At 71.3% G+C, this 19,270-nt stretch carries 3 protein-coding genes; 2 read left to right on the top strand and 1 reads right to left on the bottom strand.

What is annotated here, in order from left to right:
• Positions 1-10 precede the first annotated feature (10 nt).
• On the bottom strand, positions 11-7,999 hold the full coding sequence (locus tag ACZ69I_RS24130; protein WP_470834493.1) for an amino acid adenylation domain-containing protein: 7,989 nt from the start codon (positions 7,997-7,999) through the stop codon (positions 11-13).
• A 605-nt stretch (positions 8,000-8,604) separates the two neighbouring features.
• Between ACZ69I_RS24130 and ACZ69I_RS24125 the strand changes: the two genes are divergently transcribed.
• Both ACZ69I_RS24125 and ACZ69I_RS24120 read left to right on the top strand, forming a co-directional pair.
• Entirely contained in the window at positions 8,605-18,246 is a 9,642-nt protein-coding gene (locus ACZ69I_RS24125; RefSeq protein ID WP_470834492.1) for a non-ribosomal peptide synthetase, read from the top strand.
• 52 nt (positions 18,247-18,298) lie between these two features.
• On the top strand, positions 18,299-19,240 hold the full coding sequence (locus ACZ69I_RS24120; protein ID WP_470834490.1) for a TauD/TfdA family dioxygenase: 942 nt from the start codon (positions 18,299-18,301) through the stop codon (positions 19,238-19,240).
• Positions 19,241-19,270 lie beyond the last annotated feature (30 nt).

The raw sequence follows: 19,270 nt of genomic DNA, 5'->3' as shown, positions 1-19,270 counted from the left end.
CGCGAGGGCGTCACCGCCTCCCACGCCACTTCTTCTCAAGTCGGTCGATCTGGCTCTGGCTGAGGTTGACGAGGGAGAGGTCCGAGGGCGTCCTGCCGACCGCGTCGGGGCCGTCGGCGTGCGCGGCCAGCGCCTTGAGGTGGGCGACCCAGCCCTCGCTGAGCTGCTTCACATCGCCGGGTGTCAGCACCTCACGCGGCCACGACCACGTCGCGGACAGCTCCGGGCCGGACGGGCCCTCCGTCGTCGCCGCGTTCACCATCAGCGCGTGCGTCAGGCGCATCCGGGGGTCGAGGCCACCGGTGGGCGTACGGCCGGCCACCTGCTGCCAGTCGCCCTCGGGGTGGGAACGGCCCGGGCCGACCCGACCGAAGTAGTTGAACGCCACCTGCGCTTCGGGAAGCGCGGAGAGTACGGGTGCGGTCTCCGGGTTGAGATGGCGCAGCAGGCCGTAGGCGATCCGCTGCTCCGACGCGGCACGCAGCTGCTCCTTGACCCGCTGCAGAACCCGCCCGGCGGCGGGCCCGCCGCGCCGTACCTCGCCCCAGGCCACCCTGCCGGGATCGAGCCGCACCGGGGCCATGGCCGTGAACCAGCCCACCGTGCGTGAGGTGTCGGCGCCCGGGAACAGGTCCTCCCGCCCGTGGCCCTCGACATCGACCAGGAGGGACGTCGCGCTGGAGGCCCCCGGCGCGAGAGCGGTGCCTGGTTGGGGAGAAGCGCCTGGTAGAGGAGAAGCACCCGGTACGCCGCGCGCGTTCCGCCACTGGGTCACCGCGAGCAGGAACGCCGTCACGAGTACGTCCTCGACGCCGGCGTGCAGCGTAGTGGGCACCCGCGTGAGCAGCGCCTCCGTCAACTCCGCCGGAACCGTCGTACGCAGCGTGTCGAGCCGCGCCGCCGTGTCCTCGGACGCACTCACCCGCCTGTTGCCGAGAGGCGGTTCGGAGACGGACAGGGAATCGGTCCAGTACCGCAGGGAGTCGGTGGTGCGCGGCTCACCCGCGAGCGCCTGGAGCTGCTCCGCCCAGCGCTTGAAGGAGGTGGGCACGGCCGCCAACTCCGGTGCGCGGCCGTCTAGTACGGCCGCTCCCGCCGCGGCGAGGTCGGGCAGGAGGATGCGCCAGGAGACGCCGTCCACGGCCAGGTGATGGGCCGTCAGGAGCAGGTGTCCCGGCTCGTTCGGCCCATGGTCGAACCAGACGGCCTGGAGCATCACTCCGTCGCGCGGCGCCAGCCGCCGCTGCGCGTGCGCGGCGTGTTCGGTGAGCAGCCGTTCCCGCTCGGCCGCGGTCGCCCCGGCGCAGTCCACGCGCGTCAGGGCCGCGTCGGCGGTGAGCGCCTGCGGGCTGCCCGCCGGAGGAACCAGCAAGGCCCAGTCACCCTGGTCGCCGTCCCTCGAAAGTCGGGCCCGCAGTACGTCGTGGCGGTCGAGAAGGGACTGCAGGATCTCCACCAGCTGGTCGCGTCCGACGCCTGCGGGGGCCTGGACCAGCCGCGACTGGAAGAACTGCTCATACGTGTGCTCGGGATACGTGTGCTCGGGCTCGACGAGCCACCGCATGATGGGGGTCAGCGGGATCGAGCCGGTTCCGTCGTCCGCCTCCGACGCGGTGGCGCCGCTCGTCAACAGGCTTGCGGTATGGGCGAGTTGCCGCGCCGTGTGGTGCCGGAAGATGTCACGGGGTGACAGGTCGAGGCCGCGTTCGCGGGCGCGGCTGACGAGCACGATGGAGCTGATGCTGTCGCCGCCGAGGGCGAAGAACCCGTCGTCGACGCCGACGCGGTCGGCGTCGAGGCCGAGGACGTCCGCGAAGAGGCCGGTGAGCGTCTTCTCCCGCGGGGTGCTCGGGGCGCGGGTGCGGGTGGCCGGGGCGTAGTCGGGCGCGGGCAGAGCCTTGCGGTCCAGCTTGCCGTTCGGCATGAGCGGGAGCGCGTCGAGGGTGACGACGGCCGCGGGGACCATGTACTCGGGCAGGCGGGCCCCGACGGCCTTCTTGACCTGCTCGACGTCGACCTCGACGGCGCCGTCGGCCACCACGTACCCGACCAGGCGCCGGTCCCCGGGCCGGTCCTCCCGCAGCAGAGCAGCCGCACTCGCCACACCCGGGCACGCGGTCAACGCCGCCTCGACCTCGCCCAGTTCGATACGGAACCCGCGCAACTTCACCTGGTCATCGGCACGGCCCAGGAACTGCAACGTGCCGTCCCCGTTCCACCGCACCACATCCCCGGTGCGATACATACGCGACCCCGCAGCCCCGTACGGATCGGCCACGAACCGCCCCGCCGTCAGCCCCGGACGGTTCAGATACCCACGAGCGACACCCGCCCCCGCCACGTACAACTCACCCGGCACCCCCGGCGGCACCGGAGACAACCCCTCATCCAGCACATACGTCCGCACATTCGCGATCGGCCGACCGATCGGCGGCACCACCGCCCCCGACAGCGGCTCACTCACGGTCGCGCACACCGTGGCCTCCGACGGCCCGTACGCGTTGAACATCCGCCGCCCCACCGACCAGCGCCCGACCGTGTCGGGGTCACAGGCCTCGCCCGCCACGATCAGCGTCATCGCCGCCGGAACACTCGCCGTGTCCATCACACTCAGCGCCGACGGCGGAAGGGTGCAGTGGGTCACCCCGGCGTCCACCAGGACACGCGTCAGCGCCTCCCCCGGCATGAGCCGGTCCGCGTCGGCCAGTACGAGCGTGCCGCCCGTCAGCAGGGCGGTGAAGACCTCCGACGCGGCGGCGTCGAAGCTCGGCGACGCGAACTGCAGCACACGGCTGCCCGCGTCGATCCCCCACCGTTCGCTCTGCGCGAGGGCGAGATTCACCAGGCTCGTGTGGTGGGCCACCACACCCTTGGGGGTTCCGGTCGAGCCCGACGTGTAGATGACGTACGCGGGGTGGTCGGGATCCAGTGGCGTCAGACGGTCGGTGTCGGTCGGGTCGCAGCCCTGACGTGCCGTCAGTCCGGCCTGGAGAGCGGGGTCGTCAAGAAAGACGGTGGGGGTGTCCTCGGTCCACGGCGCGCCGGTGGTGGCGTGGGTCAGGACGAGGGTCGGGCGGGCGTCCTCCAGCATGAAGCGGATGCGGTCGACGGGGTAGGCCGTGTCGACGGGCAGGTAGGCCGCGCCCGTCTTGAGCACCGCGAGCAGGGCGGTGATCAGCTCCGGTGAGCGGGGCAGCGCGAGGGCGACGATGTGTTCGGGGCCCACACCCTGCGCGATCAGGAGGTGTGCCAGGCGGTTGGCACGGGTGTTGAGGTCCTCGTACGTGAGGTGCTCACCGTGGCCGCCGTCGGCGATCAGCGCGAGGGCGTCGGGCGTGGCCTCGGCCCGCGCCTGGAACAGTTCGGGGACCGCGGCGCGGGGCACCGGCCTTGCGGTGTCGTTCCGCTCCTCCAGGATCAGGTGCCGCTCGTCCTCGGCGAGCAGCTCGATCGCACCCACGCGCCGCTCGGCGTCGACGGCGACGCTCTTGAGCACGCGGACGAGCCGCTCGGCCATGGTGGCGACCGTGCCGTGGTCGAACAGGTCGGTACGGTACGAGATCACACCGTCGATCCCGGCGGGGCCGCCGTCGGCGTCGCGCTGTTCGGCGAGGTTGACGGAGAGGTCCATCCGGGCGGATTCGACGCGGACGGTCCGGAGCGTGGCCGTGACCCCGGCGAAGTCCGGTGTGGCACGCGGAGTGTTGTTGAAGGCCAGCATCACCTGGAAGAGGGGGTGATGGGCCAGGGAGCGCGTCGGGTTGAGTGCCTCGACCAGGCCCTCGAAGGGGATGTCCTGGTGGGAGTAGGCGCTCAGGTTCGTCGCGCAGACCCGGTCGAGGAGTTCGGCGAAGGTGGGGTCGCCGGACAGGTCGGTGCGCAGCACGAGGGTGTTGACGAAGAAGCCGACGAGATCGTCGAGTTCCTCCTCGCCGCGGCCCGCGACCGGGGTGCCCAGGGGGATGTCCGTGCCCGCGCCGAGGCGGTGCAGCAGCACGGCGAGGGCGGACTGCAACACCATGAACACCGTCGTCTGCCGCGACCGCGCGAGCCCGGCCAGCGCCCGGTGCACGTCGGCGTCCACCCGCAGCGGCACCGACGCGCCCTCGTATCCGGCCTGTTCCGGATAGGGGTGATCGGTCGGCAGCTCAAGTCGATCCGGCAGTCCGGCCAGAGCCTGCTTCCAGTAGCCGAGCTGGGTGCTCAGCACGCTGTCCGGCTCGTTCGCGTCGCCGAGCAGCTTGTGCTGCCACAGGGTGTAGTCGGCGTACTGGACCGGCAACGGCGCCCACGCCGGGGGCCGCCCCGCGCACCGCGCGGCATAGGCCGCACTCAGATCACGGGCCAAGGGGCCCATCGACAGGCCGTCTCCGGCGATGTGATGGAGCGTCAGAACAAGCACGTGTTTGTCGACGGCGTCGATGATCGTGAACAAGGCTGCGCGCAGAGGGAGTTCGGACGCGAGGTCGAAGGGATGGCTGACCGCGCGGTCCACGGCGGCGGTCAGGTCCGCCTCGGTCAGCGTTTCGGCCGCCACCTCCGGCCGCGCCTCGGCGGCCGGGCGGATGTCCTGGTACGGCTGCCCGTCCGTCTCGGGGAAGACCGTGCGCAGCGCCTCGTGGCGCGCGACCACGTCACCCAGCGCGGTGCGCAGGGCATCGACGTCCAGGGCGCCGGACAGCCGCAGCACCACCGGCACGTTGTACGTCGCGCTGGGCCCCTCAAGCCGGTTCAGGAACCACAGCCGGCGCTGTGCGAACGACAACGGCATGGGGGCCGGACGGGGGACGGACGTCAGGGCCGGACGGTCGACCGGGTTCCTCGTCGCGTCCACCAGACGCGCCAGCGCGGCGACGGTCGGAGCCGCGAAAAGGTCGCGGATGACCAGGTCCACCCCGAGCACGGCCCGTACGCGGCCGATGAGGCGCATGACGAGCAGGGAATGCCCGCCCAGGTCGAAGAAGCTCTCCTCCACACCGATCCGGTCGACGCCGAGGACGTCCGCGAAGAGCGCGGCCAGGATCTCCTCGCGTGCGTCGCGCGGGGCCCGGGACAGGCCCGCCGCCGTACCGCTGTAGTCGGGCGCGGGCAGCGCCTTGCGGTCCAGCTTCCTGTTCGGGGTGAGGGGGATGTCGTCGAGGGTGACGACGGCCGCGGGGACCATGTGGTCGGGCAGTCGCGCGGCGACGGCCTTCTTCACCCGGCCGACGTCGATGCCGCCGTCGGCCACGACGTAGCCGACCAGGCGCCGGTCGCCGGGCCGGTCCTCCCGGATGACGGCGGCGGCGGCCCGGACACCGGGACAGGCCGCCAATGCCGCCTCGATCTCGCCGAGTTCGATGCGGAAGCCGCGCAGCTTGACCTGGTCGTCGACGCGGCCCAGGAAGCGCAGGGTGCCGTCGTCGTTCCAGGACGTCAGGTCGCCCGTGCGGTACATACGTGAGCCGGGCGGCCCGTACGGGTCGGCGACGAACCGTACGGCGGTCAGTCCCGGCCGGTTCAGGTAGCCCCGTGTGACACCGGCGCCCGCCACGTACAGCTCACCGGGCACGCCCGGCGGTACCGGCGACAGCCCACCGTCCAGTACATACGTGTGCACGTTGCCGATCGGGCGGCCGATCGGCGGCACCGCCACCCCCGACAAGGCATCGCTGACGGTCGCGCACACCGTCGCCTCCGACGGCCCGTACGCATTGAACATCCGCCGCCCGGCCGACCAGCGCCCGACCGTGTCGGGGTCACAGGCCTCCCCCGCCACGATCAGCGTCATCGCCGCCGGAACACTCGCCGTGTCCATCACACTCAGCGCCGACGGCGGAAGGGTGCAGTGGGTCACCCCGGCGTCCACCAGGACACGCGTCAGGGCGTCACCGGGGGCCAGCTCTTCCGCGGAGGCCAGGACGAGCGCGCCGCCCTGCAGAAGGGTGCGGAAGATCTCCGATGTGGCGGCGTCGAAGCTCGGCGACGCGAACTGCAGCACACGCGTCCCCGGGCCGATCTCGTAGTGCCCCCGCAGGGCGAGAGCGAGATTCACCACGCCCGCGTGGTGCGCCACCACACCCTTGGGAGTGCCGGTCGAGCCCGACGTGTAGATGACGTACGCGGGATGTTGCGGCACCGACGGGCCCAGTCGATCCGCGTCCGTCAGATCCGCCGTCGCCAAGCGCGCGAGGCGGTCCTCGACCGCCGGGTCGCTCAGGGAGACGACGGCGCACTCCCCGGAAAGCCCGGCGAGCGTGGTGGCGGAGTCCACCAGCATCACGCTCGGGCGGGAGTCCTCCACCATGAAGCGGACGCGCTCCACCGGATACTCCACGTCCACCGGCAAGTAGGCCGCGCCCGCCTTGAGCACGGCCCACACGGCCACGATCATCTCCGGCGACCGCGGCAGCGCGAGCGCCACCAGCTGCTCGGGTCCGACGCCTTGTTCCACCAGCAGCCGCGCGACCTGGTTCGCGCGCGCGTTCAACTCCCCGTACGTGTACACGGTGCTGCCGTCCGCCGCCACGAGGGCCGCGGCGTCCGGAGCCTGAGCGGCCCACGTCTCGAACAGGGCCGGCGCGGTCCCCTCCGGCACCTCCACCGCCGGACCGCTGCCCCACACGTCCAGCACGCGCTCACGCTCGTCGGCGCCGAGCAGGCCGACCGACCCGATCGGCTGCTCCGGGGATGCCGCCGCCAAGCGCTCCAGGAAGAGCAGGAACCGCTCGACGTGGGCGTCCATTTCCGCCCGGCTGTACATGCGGTCGTTCGCGTCGAAGTAGGCCTCGATCGGGCCCTCGTGCTCCCCTTCGTAGAAGGCGAAGGAGAAGTCCTCGGTGTAGCGCTGCGAGAGGCTGCTCGCCTTTACCGGATGACCGTCGAAGCGTATGTCGTAGTCGAATGCCATGACATTGACCACGGGCCCGCAGGGAAGGCCTTCCCCGGCAGCCTGAAGGCGTTCGCGACGGAGATCTTCCATGCGGAAACGGCTGTGTCGAGAAGCCCGAGTCGTCTGGGCCCAGACTTTCCTGGCCAGTTTCTTCAGTGACAGTTCCGGACGCACGGTGATGTGCAGCGGAACGACGTTGACCGTCATTCCCGGCGTATTGCGCTCGACCTCGTCCAGGCGCCCGGACAGCGGAAGTCCGACGGATATCGTGCTCTCTCCGGTGGCCTTGCTGACGTATGCGGCGGTCGCCGCCACCGCCCATACCGAGAGGCTGACACCGAGCCCCGCGGCGGCGGAACGCAACTGCTTCGAAAGGCCCGCGCCGAGCGTGGTCCGCCTGCGGAGAATGTTCTCGGGCCTGCGGTGCGGGCGGTTGGAGAGTCGTACCGGGTCGGGGGCGTCCGCAAGGCGCTTGAGCCAGTACTGGCGGTCGGCCTCGTACTCCTCCGACCCCCGATACGACACCTCACGTTCCAGCAGATCGCGGAACGGAGGGAGCGGAGTCCCGCTGTCCGGGCGGCCCACCATCATGTCCGAATAGAGCTGTGCGGTGCGACGAGTGATCAGCGCGGAACTCCAGGCGTCCATGACGACGTGGTGGTAACGGCTGTACAGAATATGGAGGTTCGGACCCACCGTGAGCAGCGCGGGCGCGCACAACGGCCCTTGTGTGAGGTCGAACGCGGTATCGACGTCCGCCGTCACCCACGCTTCCGCCGCCGCGTCCGGATCCTTCTGACCGGTGAAATCAAGCCGTCGAACCGCCAGTTGAGCGGTGCGGTCGGGAGCCTGAACCGGGCCTTCCGGACCCTGCGCAATGACAAGACGCAGCGATTCCGCTTCCGCGAGGGCAGCCCTATATGCCTTTTCGAGAATGTCCGGGTCGATCGGCCCGTGGATTTCGACGCGCTCACCGACGTTGTAGACCGAGGAGTTGGGCCCGAGAGAGGCGGCGAACCACACCCCTGATTGGGCAGCAGTCAAGGGCCATTGCTCATCCACCGGACCAGACACCCAAGCCCCCCGAAGCCACGTGATCCACCCCGGCACTCGCCGGGCGGTCCACATAATCACACATCGCGTCGGCCGACCCGTCGTCAAATTCATTGCCCCGCCCGCCCGATGCGCCCTCCGCGACAGCTTTGAGCGGGACGCCCCGCCCTGTGGGTTACGATCCCGGTCAGTACGGAAATCCAAGCCCTGCCTGCACCGCAAGGCTTTGTGACGGGCGTCACATGTACAGCTCGCAGCGACGGTTGTAGTGTCCCTTCAACTCATGGCTGCGTTACGGGGGTAGCGCTTTGGATGCAGGAGGGGGCCGTGGAGAGATTCCTCGGAGGGACACCGCGGGCACATCTGGCCCATCGGCGAGTTATTCCCTGGCGACTCGGGTGAACAAGCCGAGCTGACGTTCTTTCCCAACTTCTTGGGCCACACTGACGACACGTACCGTTTTCCCTTTGTGTGCGTCTCCTTCGTGCGCGACTGCCCAAGACATTCATGACCGGTGTGTACGGCACACTGACGCCCGGCTTCCCCGCCCCCTCGATCCGGCGCGGGAGACGGCGGGCGGACAGCCGCAGCCCGGTCCCGGTTCCGGTGAAGTGGTCGCGCGCACCGTCAATGGGCTACCTCAACACGTCGCAGTGTCTGGCACGGAGAGTGGATCAACCTTGTCGCATGAGCTTGAGGACATCTGGCCGCTGTCTCCGCTGCAGGAGGGGCTGGTCTACCACTCCCTCGCCGACCGCGAGGGACCGGATGCCTATGTCGTGCAGCTGATCCTGGACTTCGAGGGCCCCCTTGACGCCGAGGTCATGCGCACGGCCGGTCAGGCTCTGCTCGACCGGCACGCGAACCTGCGCGCCGCGTTCTGGGTGGACGACCTCGACGAGCCGGTCCAAGTGGTCGCGCGCGACGTCGAGTTGCCGTGGACCGAGGTCGACCTCACGCACCTGACGCCTGCGGAGGCCGAGGCCGAACTGCGGACCTTCGCCGACGCCGAGCGGGCTCGCCGCTTCGAACTCGACCGTCCGCCGCTGCTGCGCATGGCACTCGTCAGGCACACCGGTGACGACAGCGAAGACACGGCAACGGCCACGGCCGACCGCAGCCGCGTGGTCCTCACCCAGCATCACGTGCTCGTCGACGGCTGGTCGTCGTCCCTGATGGTGCGTGAACTGCTCGCCCTGTACGACGCCCAGGGTGACGACAGTGCCCTCCCTCCCGTGACGCCCTACCGGGAGTACCTGGTCTGGCTCTCCGAGCAGGACCGTGACGGTGCCCGCGAGGCCTGGACCGCCGCGTTGACCGGCGCGCAGCCGACTTTCCTGGCAACTGCTGCCACAGACCTGCTTCCTGAGAGGACGACAGCAGCCTTTCCGGAGAGCCATGTCGCCCGTCTCCCCCAGTCGACCACCTCCTCGCTGCAAGCCCAGGCCCGTCGCCTGGGCGTCACGCTGAGCACGCTCGTCCAGTGTGCGTGGGGTGTACTCCTCGGCCGGATGACCGGTCAGGACGACGTGGTCTTCGGTGCTGTGGTGTCGGGGCGCTCTCCCGAGATCCCGGGTATCGAGAGCATGATCGGTCTGTTCATCAACACGGTGCCGGTCCGGGTGCGGCTGGAGTCGGAGGACACGTGGGCCGATCTGGCCACACGTGTGCAGGACGAGCAGGGTGCGCTGCTGCCGCACCAGCACCTGTCCCTGACGGACATTCAGCGGGCGGTCGGCCTCGGTGACGCGTTCGACACGGTCATGGCCGTGGAGAACTTCCCCGCCGACCGCGACGCCTCCGCCGACCGCCGCACATCCCGCCTGACAGCCACGGCCACGCAAGGCCGCGATGCCACCCACTATCCGTTGAGCCTTGCCGTATCTCCGGGCGATGCCCTCAGACTGCGGCTGGACTTCCGCCCCGACCGCTTCGACCAGCACACGGTCGCGGTCATTGCGGACCGCCTCGTGCGGGTCCTCACGGCGGTTGCCGAGGATGCGGGGCGTCGGGTTGGTGCGGTGGAGTTGCTGTCCGCTGGTGAGCGGGAGCGGGTGGTGGGTGAGTGGGGTGCCGGTCCGTCGGTAGAGATGCTTGCGGGGACGGCGCCGGAGGTGTTCGCGGCGCGGGTCGCGCAGGCTCCCGATGCGGCGGCGGTTCTGGCTGCCGATGGCAGCACCGTCTACTCCTACGGCGAGTTGGATGTGCGGGCGGACCGGCTGGCGCGGCTGCTGGTGGAGCGGGGAGTGGGGGCCGAGCAGGTGGTGGCGTTGGCGCTGCCCCGCTCGCCGGAGCTCATCGTGGCCGTTCTCGCGGTGTGGAAGGCGGGGGCGGCGTATCTGCCCATCGACCCGGCCTATCCGGTGGACCGGATCCGCTTCATGGTCCAGGACGCGCGTCCGACGCTGGTCGTAACGGACACGAGCAGCACGCATCTGTGGTCGCAGGACACCTCCCTCGTACTCCTGGACGACCCCACCGTGCAGGCCGAGCTGGAGACTCCTGCCCCAGCTGGCCTGTGCCCGGCCGTGCCTGAGCAGCCTGCCTATGTCATCTACACCTCCGGGTCGACCGGGGTGCCCAAGGGGGTCGTGGTCCCCCATGCGGGTCTGGTGAGCCTGGTGGCCGCCTCGGCGCCGCACCTCGGTGTGGGGCCGGGCAGCCGACTGCTGCAGTTCGCCTCCCCCAGCTTCGACGCGGCCACCTGGGACTGGAGCCTGGCCCTGCTCTCCGGCGCCGCACTCGTGGTCGCCGACGCCCCGGACCTCGTGCCCGGCCCCGCACTCACACGTGTGCTCTCCGCCGCGGGCGTGACCTACTGCATGGTGCCCCCGTCCGCTCTGGGTGTGCTGGACCCGGCACACGTCCCGGAGACGATGACGGTCGTGGTGGGCGGCGAGGCCTGCGGGCCGGACACCGCCGGACGCTGGTCGGTAGGCCGGACCATGGTCAACGCCTACGGGCCGACCGAAGCCACCGTGTGCGCGACCCTCAGCGAACCTCTCACCGGGTCGGAGGTCCCGCCCATCGGCCGCCCCATCGGCAATGTGCGGGCATACGTGCTGGACGGGGAACTCTCCCCGGTCCCCGCGGGAATGCCGGGCGAGTTGTACGTGGCAGGGGCCGGTGTCGCCCGTGGCTACCTCAACCGCCCGGGCCTGACCGCCGAACGCTTCGTCGCCGATCCGTACGGGCCCGCCGGGTCACGTATGTACCGCACCGGTGACCTCGCGGCCTGGAACACCGACGGCACCCTGCGCTACCTCGGCCGCACCGACGACCAGGTCAAGCTGCGCGGCTACCGCATCGAACTCGGCGAGATCGAAGCCGCGCTGACCGCCTGCCCCGGTGTCACCAGCGCGGCCGCCCTCATCCGCGAGGACCGACCCGGCGACCGACGCCTCGTCGGTTACGTCGTAGCCGACGATGCCGTGGCCGGTGGTGCCCTCGACGTCGACCAGGTGAAGAAGACCGTCGCCGCCCGGCTGCCCGACCACATGGTCCCCGCAGCCCTCGTCACCCTCGACGCACTCCCCCTCTTGCCGAACGGGAAGCTGGACCGCAAGGCGCTGCCCGCACCCGACTACACCGGCACGACAACGCCCTCCCGAGCCCCGCGCGACGCACGCGAAGAGATCCTGGCCGGACTCTTCACCGAAGCCCTCGGCCTCGACCGCATCGGCATGGACGACAGCTTCTTCGACCTCGGCGGACACTCCCTGCTCGCCATGCGCCTCATCGGCCGCATACGAGCCGTCATCGGCGTGGACCTGGCCATCCGCGACCTCTTCACCGCCCCGACCGTCGCCGGTCTGGCAGGCATCGTGGAAGCGACCACGAACCCGGCCACCCGCCCCGCCCTCACACCCACCACCCGCCCCGAACAGACCCCCCTGTCCTTCGCGCAACGCCGCCTGTGGTTCCTGCACCGGCTTGAGGGACCCAGCGCCACCTACAACGTGCCCGTGGTGCTGAGACTGTCCGGTGCCCTGAGCACGGAAGCTCTCCTTGCCGCGCTGAACGACGTAGTGGCCCGCCACGAGGCCCTGCGCACCCTCTTCCCGGACAACGACGGCCAGCCGTACCAGGACATCCGCCCGGCCGGCGAAGCCCGGCCCGAGGTGAGCGCCGCAACCCTCACCGGAGCGGAACTCGACGGTGCGATCGACCGCGCTGTCCGCCACCCGTTCGACCTCGCCACCGAACTGCCCTTCCGGGCGGCCCTGTTCACCCTCAGCGACGCCGTCGACGAGCACGTCCTCGTCCTGGTCATCCACCACATCGCCGGAGACGGCTGGTCGATGGGCCCGCTCGCCCGCGACCTGGGCACCGCCTATGCCGCTCGCTGCGCCGGCGGCGCTCCGGCATGGGAACCGTTGCCCGTGCAGTACGCCGACTACACCCTCTGGCAGCGTGAACTCCTCGGCGACGAGAACGATCCGGGGAGTCTGCTCTCCACGCAGCTCGCGCACTGGAAGGACGCGCTCGCCGGGCTCCCCGACCGCATCGACCTGCCCACCGACCTCGCCGAGCGGGCGTCGGGCGACGACCGGCGGGGCGAAGTGTCGGAGCTGTCCCTGACGGCAGAGCTGCACGCGGACCTCGTCCGGGTCGCGAAGGGCCACCGCAGCACCGTGTTCATGGTGCTCCAGGCCGCGTTGAGCGTGCTCCTGCACCGACTCGGCGCCGGAACGGACATCCCGATCGGCACACCGACGGCGGGCCGGGCCCAGCAGGAACTCGACACGCTCATCGGCAACTTCGTCAACACGCTGGTGCTGCGCACCGACCTGTCCGGCGACCCCACCTTCGCCGAGCTCCTCGACCGCGTACGCGAGAGCGACCTCAACGCCTACGCCCACCAGGACGTGCCCTTCGAGAGCCTGGTGGAGGCGCTCAACCCCACCCGTTCCACCGACCATCAGCCGCTGTACCAGGTGATGCTCACGCTGCAGAACCACGAGGCGCGGCAGCTCGACATCCCCGGGCTGCGCCTCACGACGTCGTCCTGGAACACCCGGGCCGCACGCCGGGACCTGACCCTGACCCTGCGGGAGCGGTTCGGTGCGGACGGTGCGCCGCAGGGGGTCGACGGAGCCCTGCAGTTCGACGCGGGCCGGTTCTCCCGGGAGCGTGTCGAGGCCATCGGGCGCTGGTTCCGGCAGGCCCTCGCGAGCCTCCTCGACGATCCCGAGCAGCGCGTGGGGTCGGTGGACCTGCTGTCGGCCACGGAGCAGGAGGAGGTGCTCCGGGCGTGGAACGACACCGCCGTGCCCACCCGGCCCGGCACGCTCCCGGAGCTGTTCCAGGCGCAGGCCGCGGCCACGCCGGACGCCGTCGCCCTGATCGCCGACGGCACCCACCTCACGTACGACGAGCTCAACACCCGCGCCAACCGCCTGGCCCGACTGCTGATGGAACATGGCGCAGGCCCCGAGCACATCGTCGCCCTCGCCCTCCCCCGCTCACCGGAACTGATCACCGCACTCCTCGCCGTACTCAAAACCGGCGCCGCCTACCTGCCCATCGACACGGCCTACCCGGCCGAGCGCATCCGCCACATGGTCCAGGACGCCCGCCCCACCCTCGTCCTGACCCACACCACCACCGCAGACCTCTGCCCCCAGGGCACCCCCACCGTCCTCCTGGACGACCCCGCCCTCCAGGCGCGGACGGCAACGCTCGACGCCACCGACCCGGCCACCACGGCCGATCCCGCCCACCCCGCGTACGTCATCTACACCTCGGGTTCCACGGGCACCCCCAAGGGTGTCGTCGTGCCGCACGTGGCGGTGGTCGACTATCTGCGCGACACGAGCCGTCGTTATCCGGGGGCCCGGGGTGTGGCGCTGCTGCACACGTCGCTCTCCTTCGACCTCTCGATCACCGCGCTCTTCACGCCACTCGTCTCGGGCGGCCGCGTGGTGCTCGCGGAGCTGCGCGACGATCTCGCGGACGACGCGGAGGTGCGGGCGCTCGGCTGCGACTTCCTCAAGGCCACGCCCAGCCACCTGGCGCTGCTCGAAGGCCTCCCGGATGAGGTCTCGCCGCGCGAGGAGCTCCTGCTCGGCGGCGAGGCGCTGCTCGGCGAGGCCCTGCGCACGTGGCGCGACCGGCACCCGGACGTGACGGTCATGAACGTGTACGGGCCGACCGAGGCCTCGGTGAACTGCACCGAGTTCAGGATCGAGCCCGGCGACGGGCTGCCGGACGGCCCGGTCCCGATCGGCCGCCCGATGGCCAACACCCAGGTGTACGTCCTGGACGCGGGCCTGCGTCCGGTGCCGCCCGGTGTGCCCGGCGAGCTGTACGTGGCGGGCGAGTGCCTGGCGCGGGGCTACCTGCGGCGGCCCGGGCTGACCGGACAGCGCTTCGTCGCCGATCCGTACGGGCCCGCCGGGTCCCGGATGTACCGCACCGGCGACCTCGCGCGCTGGAACGGCGACGGCACCCTCGTCTTCCTCGGCCGCGCCGACGACCAGGTCAAGCTGCGCGGCTACCGCATCGAACCGGGCGAGATCGAGGCCGAGTTGACCTGCTGCGCCCATGTCGCGCGGGCGGCCGTGGTGGTGCGCGAGGAGCAGGAGGGTGACCGGCGCCTCGTCGGCTACGTCGTCCCGGAGACCGGGGGGAGCGTCGACCCCGCCGAGGTGCGGGACCGCCTCGCCGAGCGGCTGCCGGAGTACATGGTCCCGGCCGCGGTCGTCGTCCTCGACGCCCTGCCGCTGACCGCTCACGGGAAGCTCGACCGCAAGGCGCTGCCCGACCCCGACTACACCGCCACCGCTGGCACCGAGGGGCGGTCGGGCAGGCCGGCGCGCAGCCCCCACGAGGAGATCCTCACCGTCCTGTTCGCCGAGGTGCTCGGCATCGACCCCGAGCGCGTCGGCGTCGACGACAGCTTCTTCGACCTCGGCGGGCACTCCCTGCTGGCCGCCCGCGTGATCGGCCGCATCCGCAGGGCCATGGGCGCGCAGCTCGGCATCAAGGCGTTCTTCGACGCTCCGACAGTCGCGGGCCTCACCCGGCAGCTCGCGGGCAGCGCCGAGGCGCGCCCGCCGATCGTGCCCGTTGCGCGGCCGCGGCTGATGCCGCTGTCGTTCGCGCAGCGCCGCCTGTGGTTCCTGCACCGGTTCGAAGGGCCCAGCGCGACCTACAACGGCGCCGCGGTGCTCCGTATCTCCGGCGCGCTGGACGCGGAGGTGCTGCGGGCCGCGCTCGGTGACGTCGTGGCGCGCCACGAGGCCCTGCGCACGGTCTTCCCGGAGACGGACGGCCAGCCGTACCAGGACGTCCGCCCGGCCGCGGAGGCGCGTCCGGTGGTGGAGGCCGGGTCGGTCGCCGAGGCGGAGCTGGCCGGTGCGGTGGACCGCGCCGTGCGCCACCCCTTCGACATCATGACCGAACTGCCGCTGCGTGCGGCCCTGTTCACCGTCGAGGGCGCTGTCGACGAGTACGTCCTCGTCCTGGTCATCCACCACATCGCCGGGGACGGCTGGTCGATGGGACCGCTGTCCCGCGACCTGAGCGCCGCCTATGCGGCTCGGCGCGCCGGCCGGGCTCCGGCATGGACACCGTTGCCGGTGCAGTACGCGGACTACACCCTGTGGCAGCGCGCCCTCCTCGGCGACGAGGGCAACCCGGAGAGCCTGCTCAGTGCGCAGGTCGGCTACTGGCGGGAGGCGCTGGCCGGGCTGCCGGAACGCATCGAGCTGCCCACCGACTACCCGTATCCCGAGCAAGCCGGGTCCGAGGGCGGCACCGTCCCGGTGCGGATCGACGCCGAACTGCACCAGGCTCTGGCCGGGCTCGCGCGGTCGCGGCAGACGACGGTGTTCATGGTGCTCCAGGCCGCGCTGGGCGTGCTCCTGCACCGGCTCGGTGCAGGGACGGACATCCCCGTCGGGACGCCGGTCGCGGGCCGGGGCGAGGAGGAACTCGACGATCTCGTCGGCTTCTTCGTCAACACGCTCGTGCTGCGCACCGACCTCTCCGGCGACCCGACGTTCGAGGAGTTGCTCGACCGCGTCCGCGAGAGCGACCTCAACGCCTACGCCCACCAGGACGTGCCCTTCGAAGGCCTGGTCGAGGCCCTGAACCCGACGCGGTCCCTGGCCCACCACCCGCTCTTCCAGGTGATGCTCGCCCTCAACAACAACCCGCGGGGTGAACTGACCTTCGCCGGGGCGAAGGCGACCCCGCAGGAGGCGCGCATCAGGGCCGCACGCATGGACCTGACGCTGCACCTGGCCGAGCGGCAGGGCGGGGGCGGCTCGCCGGACGGTATCCACGGGTCGGTCGCGTACCGCACGGACCTGTTCGAACAGGCCACCGTGACCGCGCTGGTGGAGCGGCTGCTGCGGGTGCTGCGCGTCGTCGTCGACGACCCCGGTCAGCGTGTCGGCACCGTCGACGTGCTGACCGAGGGCGAGCGGCACCGGGTGCTCGAGGAGTGGAACGACACGGCCGCTCCCCTGCCCTCGGACACGGTCCCGGAGCTGTTCCGGGCACAGGCCGCGGCCACGCCCGACGCCACCGCCCTGATCGCCGACGGCACCCACGTCTCGTACGCGGAACTCGACGCCCGCGCCAACCGCCTGGCCCGGCTGCTGAGGGAACGGGGTGTCGGCGCCGAACACATCGTCGCCCTCGCCCTGCCCCGCTCACCGGAACTGATCACCGCACTCCTCGCCGTACTCAAAGCCGGCGCCGCCTACCTTCCCATCGACACCACCTACCCGGCGGAACGCATCCGCCACATGATCCAGGACGCCCGCCCCACCCTCGTCCTGACCCACACCACCACCGCCAACCTCTGGCCCCAGGACACCCCCACCGTCCACCTCGACGACCCCGCCCTCCAGGCGCGGACGGCAACGCTCGACACCACCGACCCGGACGTCACACCCGACCCCGCCCACCCCGCCTACGTCATCTACACCTCCGGCTCCACCGGCACCCCCAAGGGCGTCACCGTGCCGCACTCCGGCGTCGTGAACCGGCTGCGGTGGATGCAGTCCGAGTACGGGCTCGGGGCCGACGACCGGGTGTTGCAGAAGACACCGGCCGGGTTCGACGTGTCCGTGTGGGAGTTCTTCTGGCCGCTGCTGCAGGGCGCGGCCCTGGTCCTGGCGAAGCCCGACGGGCACAACGACGCCCGCTACCTGGCCGGACTCGTCGAGAGCGAGAGCGTCACCACGGCGCACTTCGTGCCGTCGATGCTCGACGCGTTCCTGAACGAGCCGTCGGCCGGGCGTTGCACGTCCCTGCGGCGGCTGTTCAGCAGTGGCGAGGCGCTGCCCGCCCATCTGGTGACGCGCTGCCACTCCGTGCTGCCCGCCGCTCGGCTCCACAACCTGTACGGGCCGACGGAGGCGACGGTCGACGTCACGTACCACCCGTGCGCCGCGGACGGCGACCCCAGGGTCGCTCCGCCCATCGGCCGTCCGATCGCGAACACACGTGTGTACGTGCTGGACGCCGCGCTGCGTCCGGTCGCGCCGGGTGTCGCCGGGGAGTTGTACCTCGCGGGGGCGGGCCTCGCGCGGGGCTACCTGAACCGGCCCGGACTGACGGCGGAGCGGTTCGTCGCCGATCCGTACGGGGGCGCGGGGTCGCGCATGTACCGCACGGGTGACTTGGCTGCCTGGAACCAGGACGGCGCCTTGCGGTACCTGGGCCGTACGGACGACCAGGTCAAGCTGCGCGGGTTCCGGATCGAACTCGGCGAGGTCGAGGCCGCGTTGGCGGCCTGCCCCGGGGTGGCGAGTGCGGCCGCGCTCATCCGTGAGGACCGGCCCGGGGACCGGCGGCTGGTCGGCTACGTCGTGGCCGATGGTGCCGCGGCCGGTGCTGCCGCGGCGGGTGCTGCCGTCGACGTCGGCCGGGTGAAGAAGGCTGTCGCCGCGCGACTGCCCGACCACATGGTCCCCGCCGCCGTCGTCACCCTCGACGCGCTCCCCCTCACGCCGAACGGAAAGCTGGACCGCAAGGCGCTGCCCGCGCCCGACTACAGCGGTACGACGGCGCCGTCCCGGCCTCCGCGCACCGGCCGCGAAGAGGCACTCGCGGTGCTCTTCGCCGAGGTCCTCGGCCTGGAGACGGTCGGCATCGACGACAACTTCTTCGACCTCGGCGGGCACTCGCTGCTCGCCACGCGCCTCATCGGCCGCATCCGTACCGTCCTCGGCGCGGAGGTCGACCTGCGGACGGTCTTCACCAAGCCGACGGTGGCGGAACTGGCCGAGAGCCTGGAGGACCCAGCCAGGCCGAGCCCCCGGCCCAGGCCCAAGCTGCGGCCGCGCTCGCGAGGGACGACATGAGCACGGCCCGGCGCCGAAGGACACAGGACACAGGGAACAGAGGAGAAGTGACGTGAGCGAGCAGAGCGACTGGACGCCCCATGTGGTGACGCCGGACACGGCGGGGGTGGCGGCGAGCCACGAGGGCCTGCTGGCGGCGATCGGCGACACGGCGAGGACGGCCGAGCTGCTCCTCGCGAAGAAGGCCCTGGTCTTCCGTGGCTTCGGCACGTCCAAGGAGCAGGTCGACTCGGCGCTCGACCTCCTCCTGCCGAACCGCCTGGCCTACGTGCACGGCAACTCGCCCCGCACCAAGGTGGGCAGCAACGTGTACACCTCGACGGAGTACCCGGCCGAGTTCACCATCTCCATGCACAACGAGCTCTCCTACGCCCGCCGTTGGCCGTCGCGGCTCGCCTTCTACTGCCAGCGGCAGCCGGCCACCGGGGGCGCGACGCCGGTGGTCGACGGCACGGTGTGGCTCAGCTCCCTCGACGAGGAGGTCAGGGCCGCCTTCAGCAAGGGCATCCGCTACACGCAGAACCTGCAGAGCGGCGCGGGCTTCGGCAAGAGCTGGCAGGACACCTTCGAGACCTCCGACAAGGACGAGGTCGAGGGGCTCCTCGCGGACGCCGACGTCACCTGGGAGTGGAAGGCGGACGGCGGCCTCCGCGTCACGCAGCTGCGCCCGGCCACCGTGCGGCACCCGGTCACGGGCGAGGAGGTCTGGTTCAACCAGTTCGACCAGTGGCACCTCGCCGGTCTCGACGCCGACACCGCGACGATGCTCTCCGAGCTGATGCCGGAGGACGAGCTGCCGCAGTCGGTGACGTTCGCCGACGGCACGCCCATCCCCGACGAGTACGTGGCACACGTGCGTGACAACGGCCTGGCCGCCGCCGTGGACGTGGACTGGCGCGACGGCGATCTGCTGCTGATCGACAACGTGGCCGTGGCGCACGGCCGCCGCCCCTACACCGGGCCGCGCCGCGTCCTGGTGGCCATGTCCGGGTGACCTGACCCATCGGACGGCTGAACCGTCCGG

Source organism: Streptomyces sp. NPDC036815 (assembly GCF_055609205.1).
This window is presented reverse-complemented; position numbering and strand designations above follow the sequence as displayed.

What these genes read in the sequence shown, in the direction of transcription:
- ACZ69I_RS24130 (WP_470834493.1), bottom strand. Translation starts at nt 7,999, where the DNA reads ATGTGGACCGCCCGGCGAGTGCCGGGGTGGATCACGTGGCTTCGGGGG.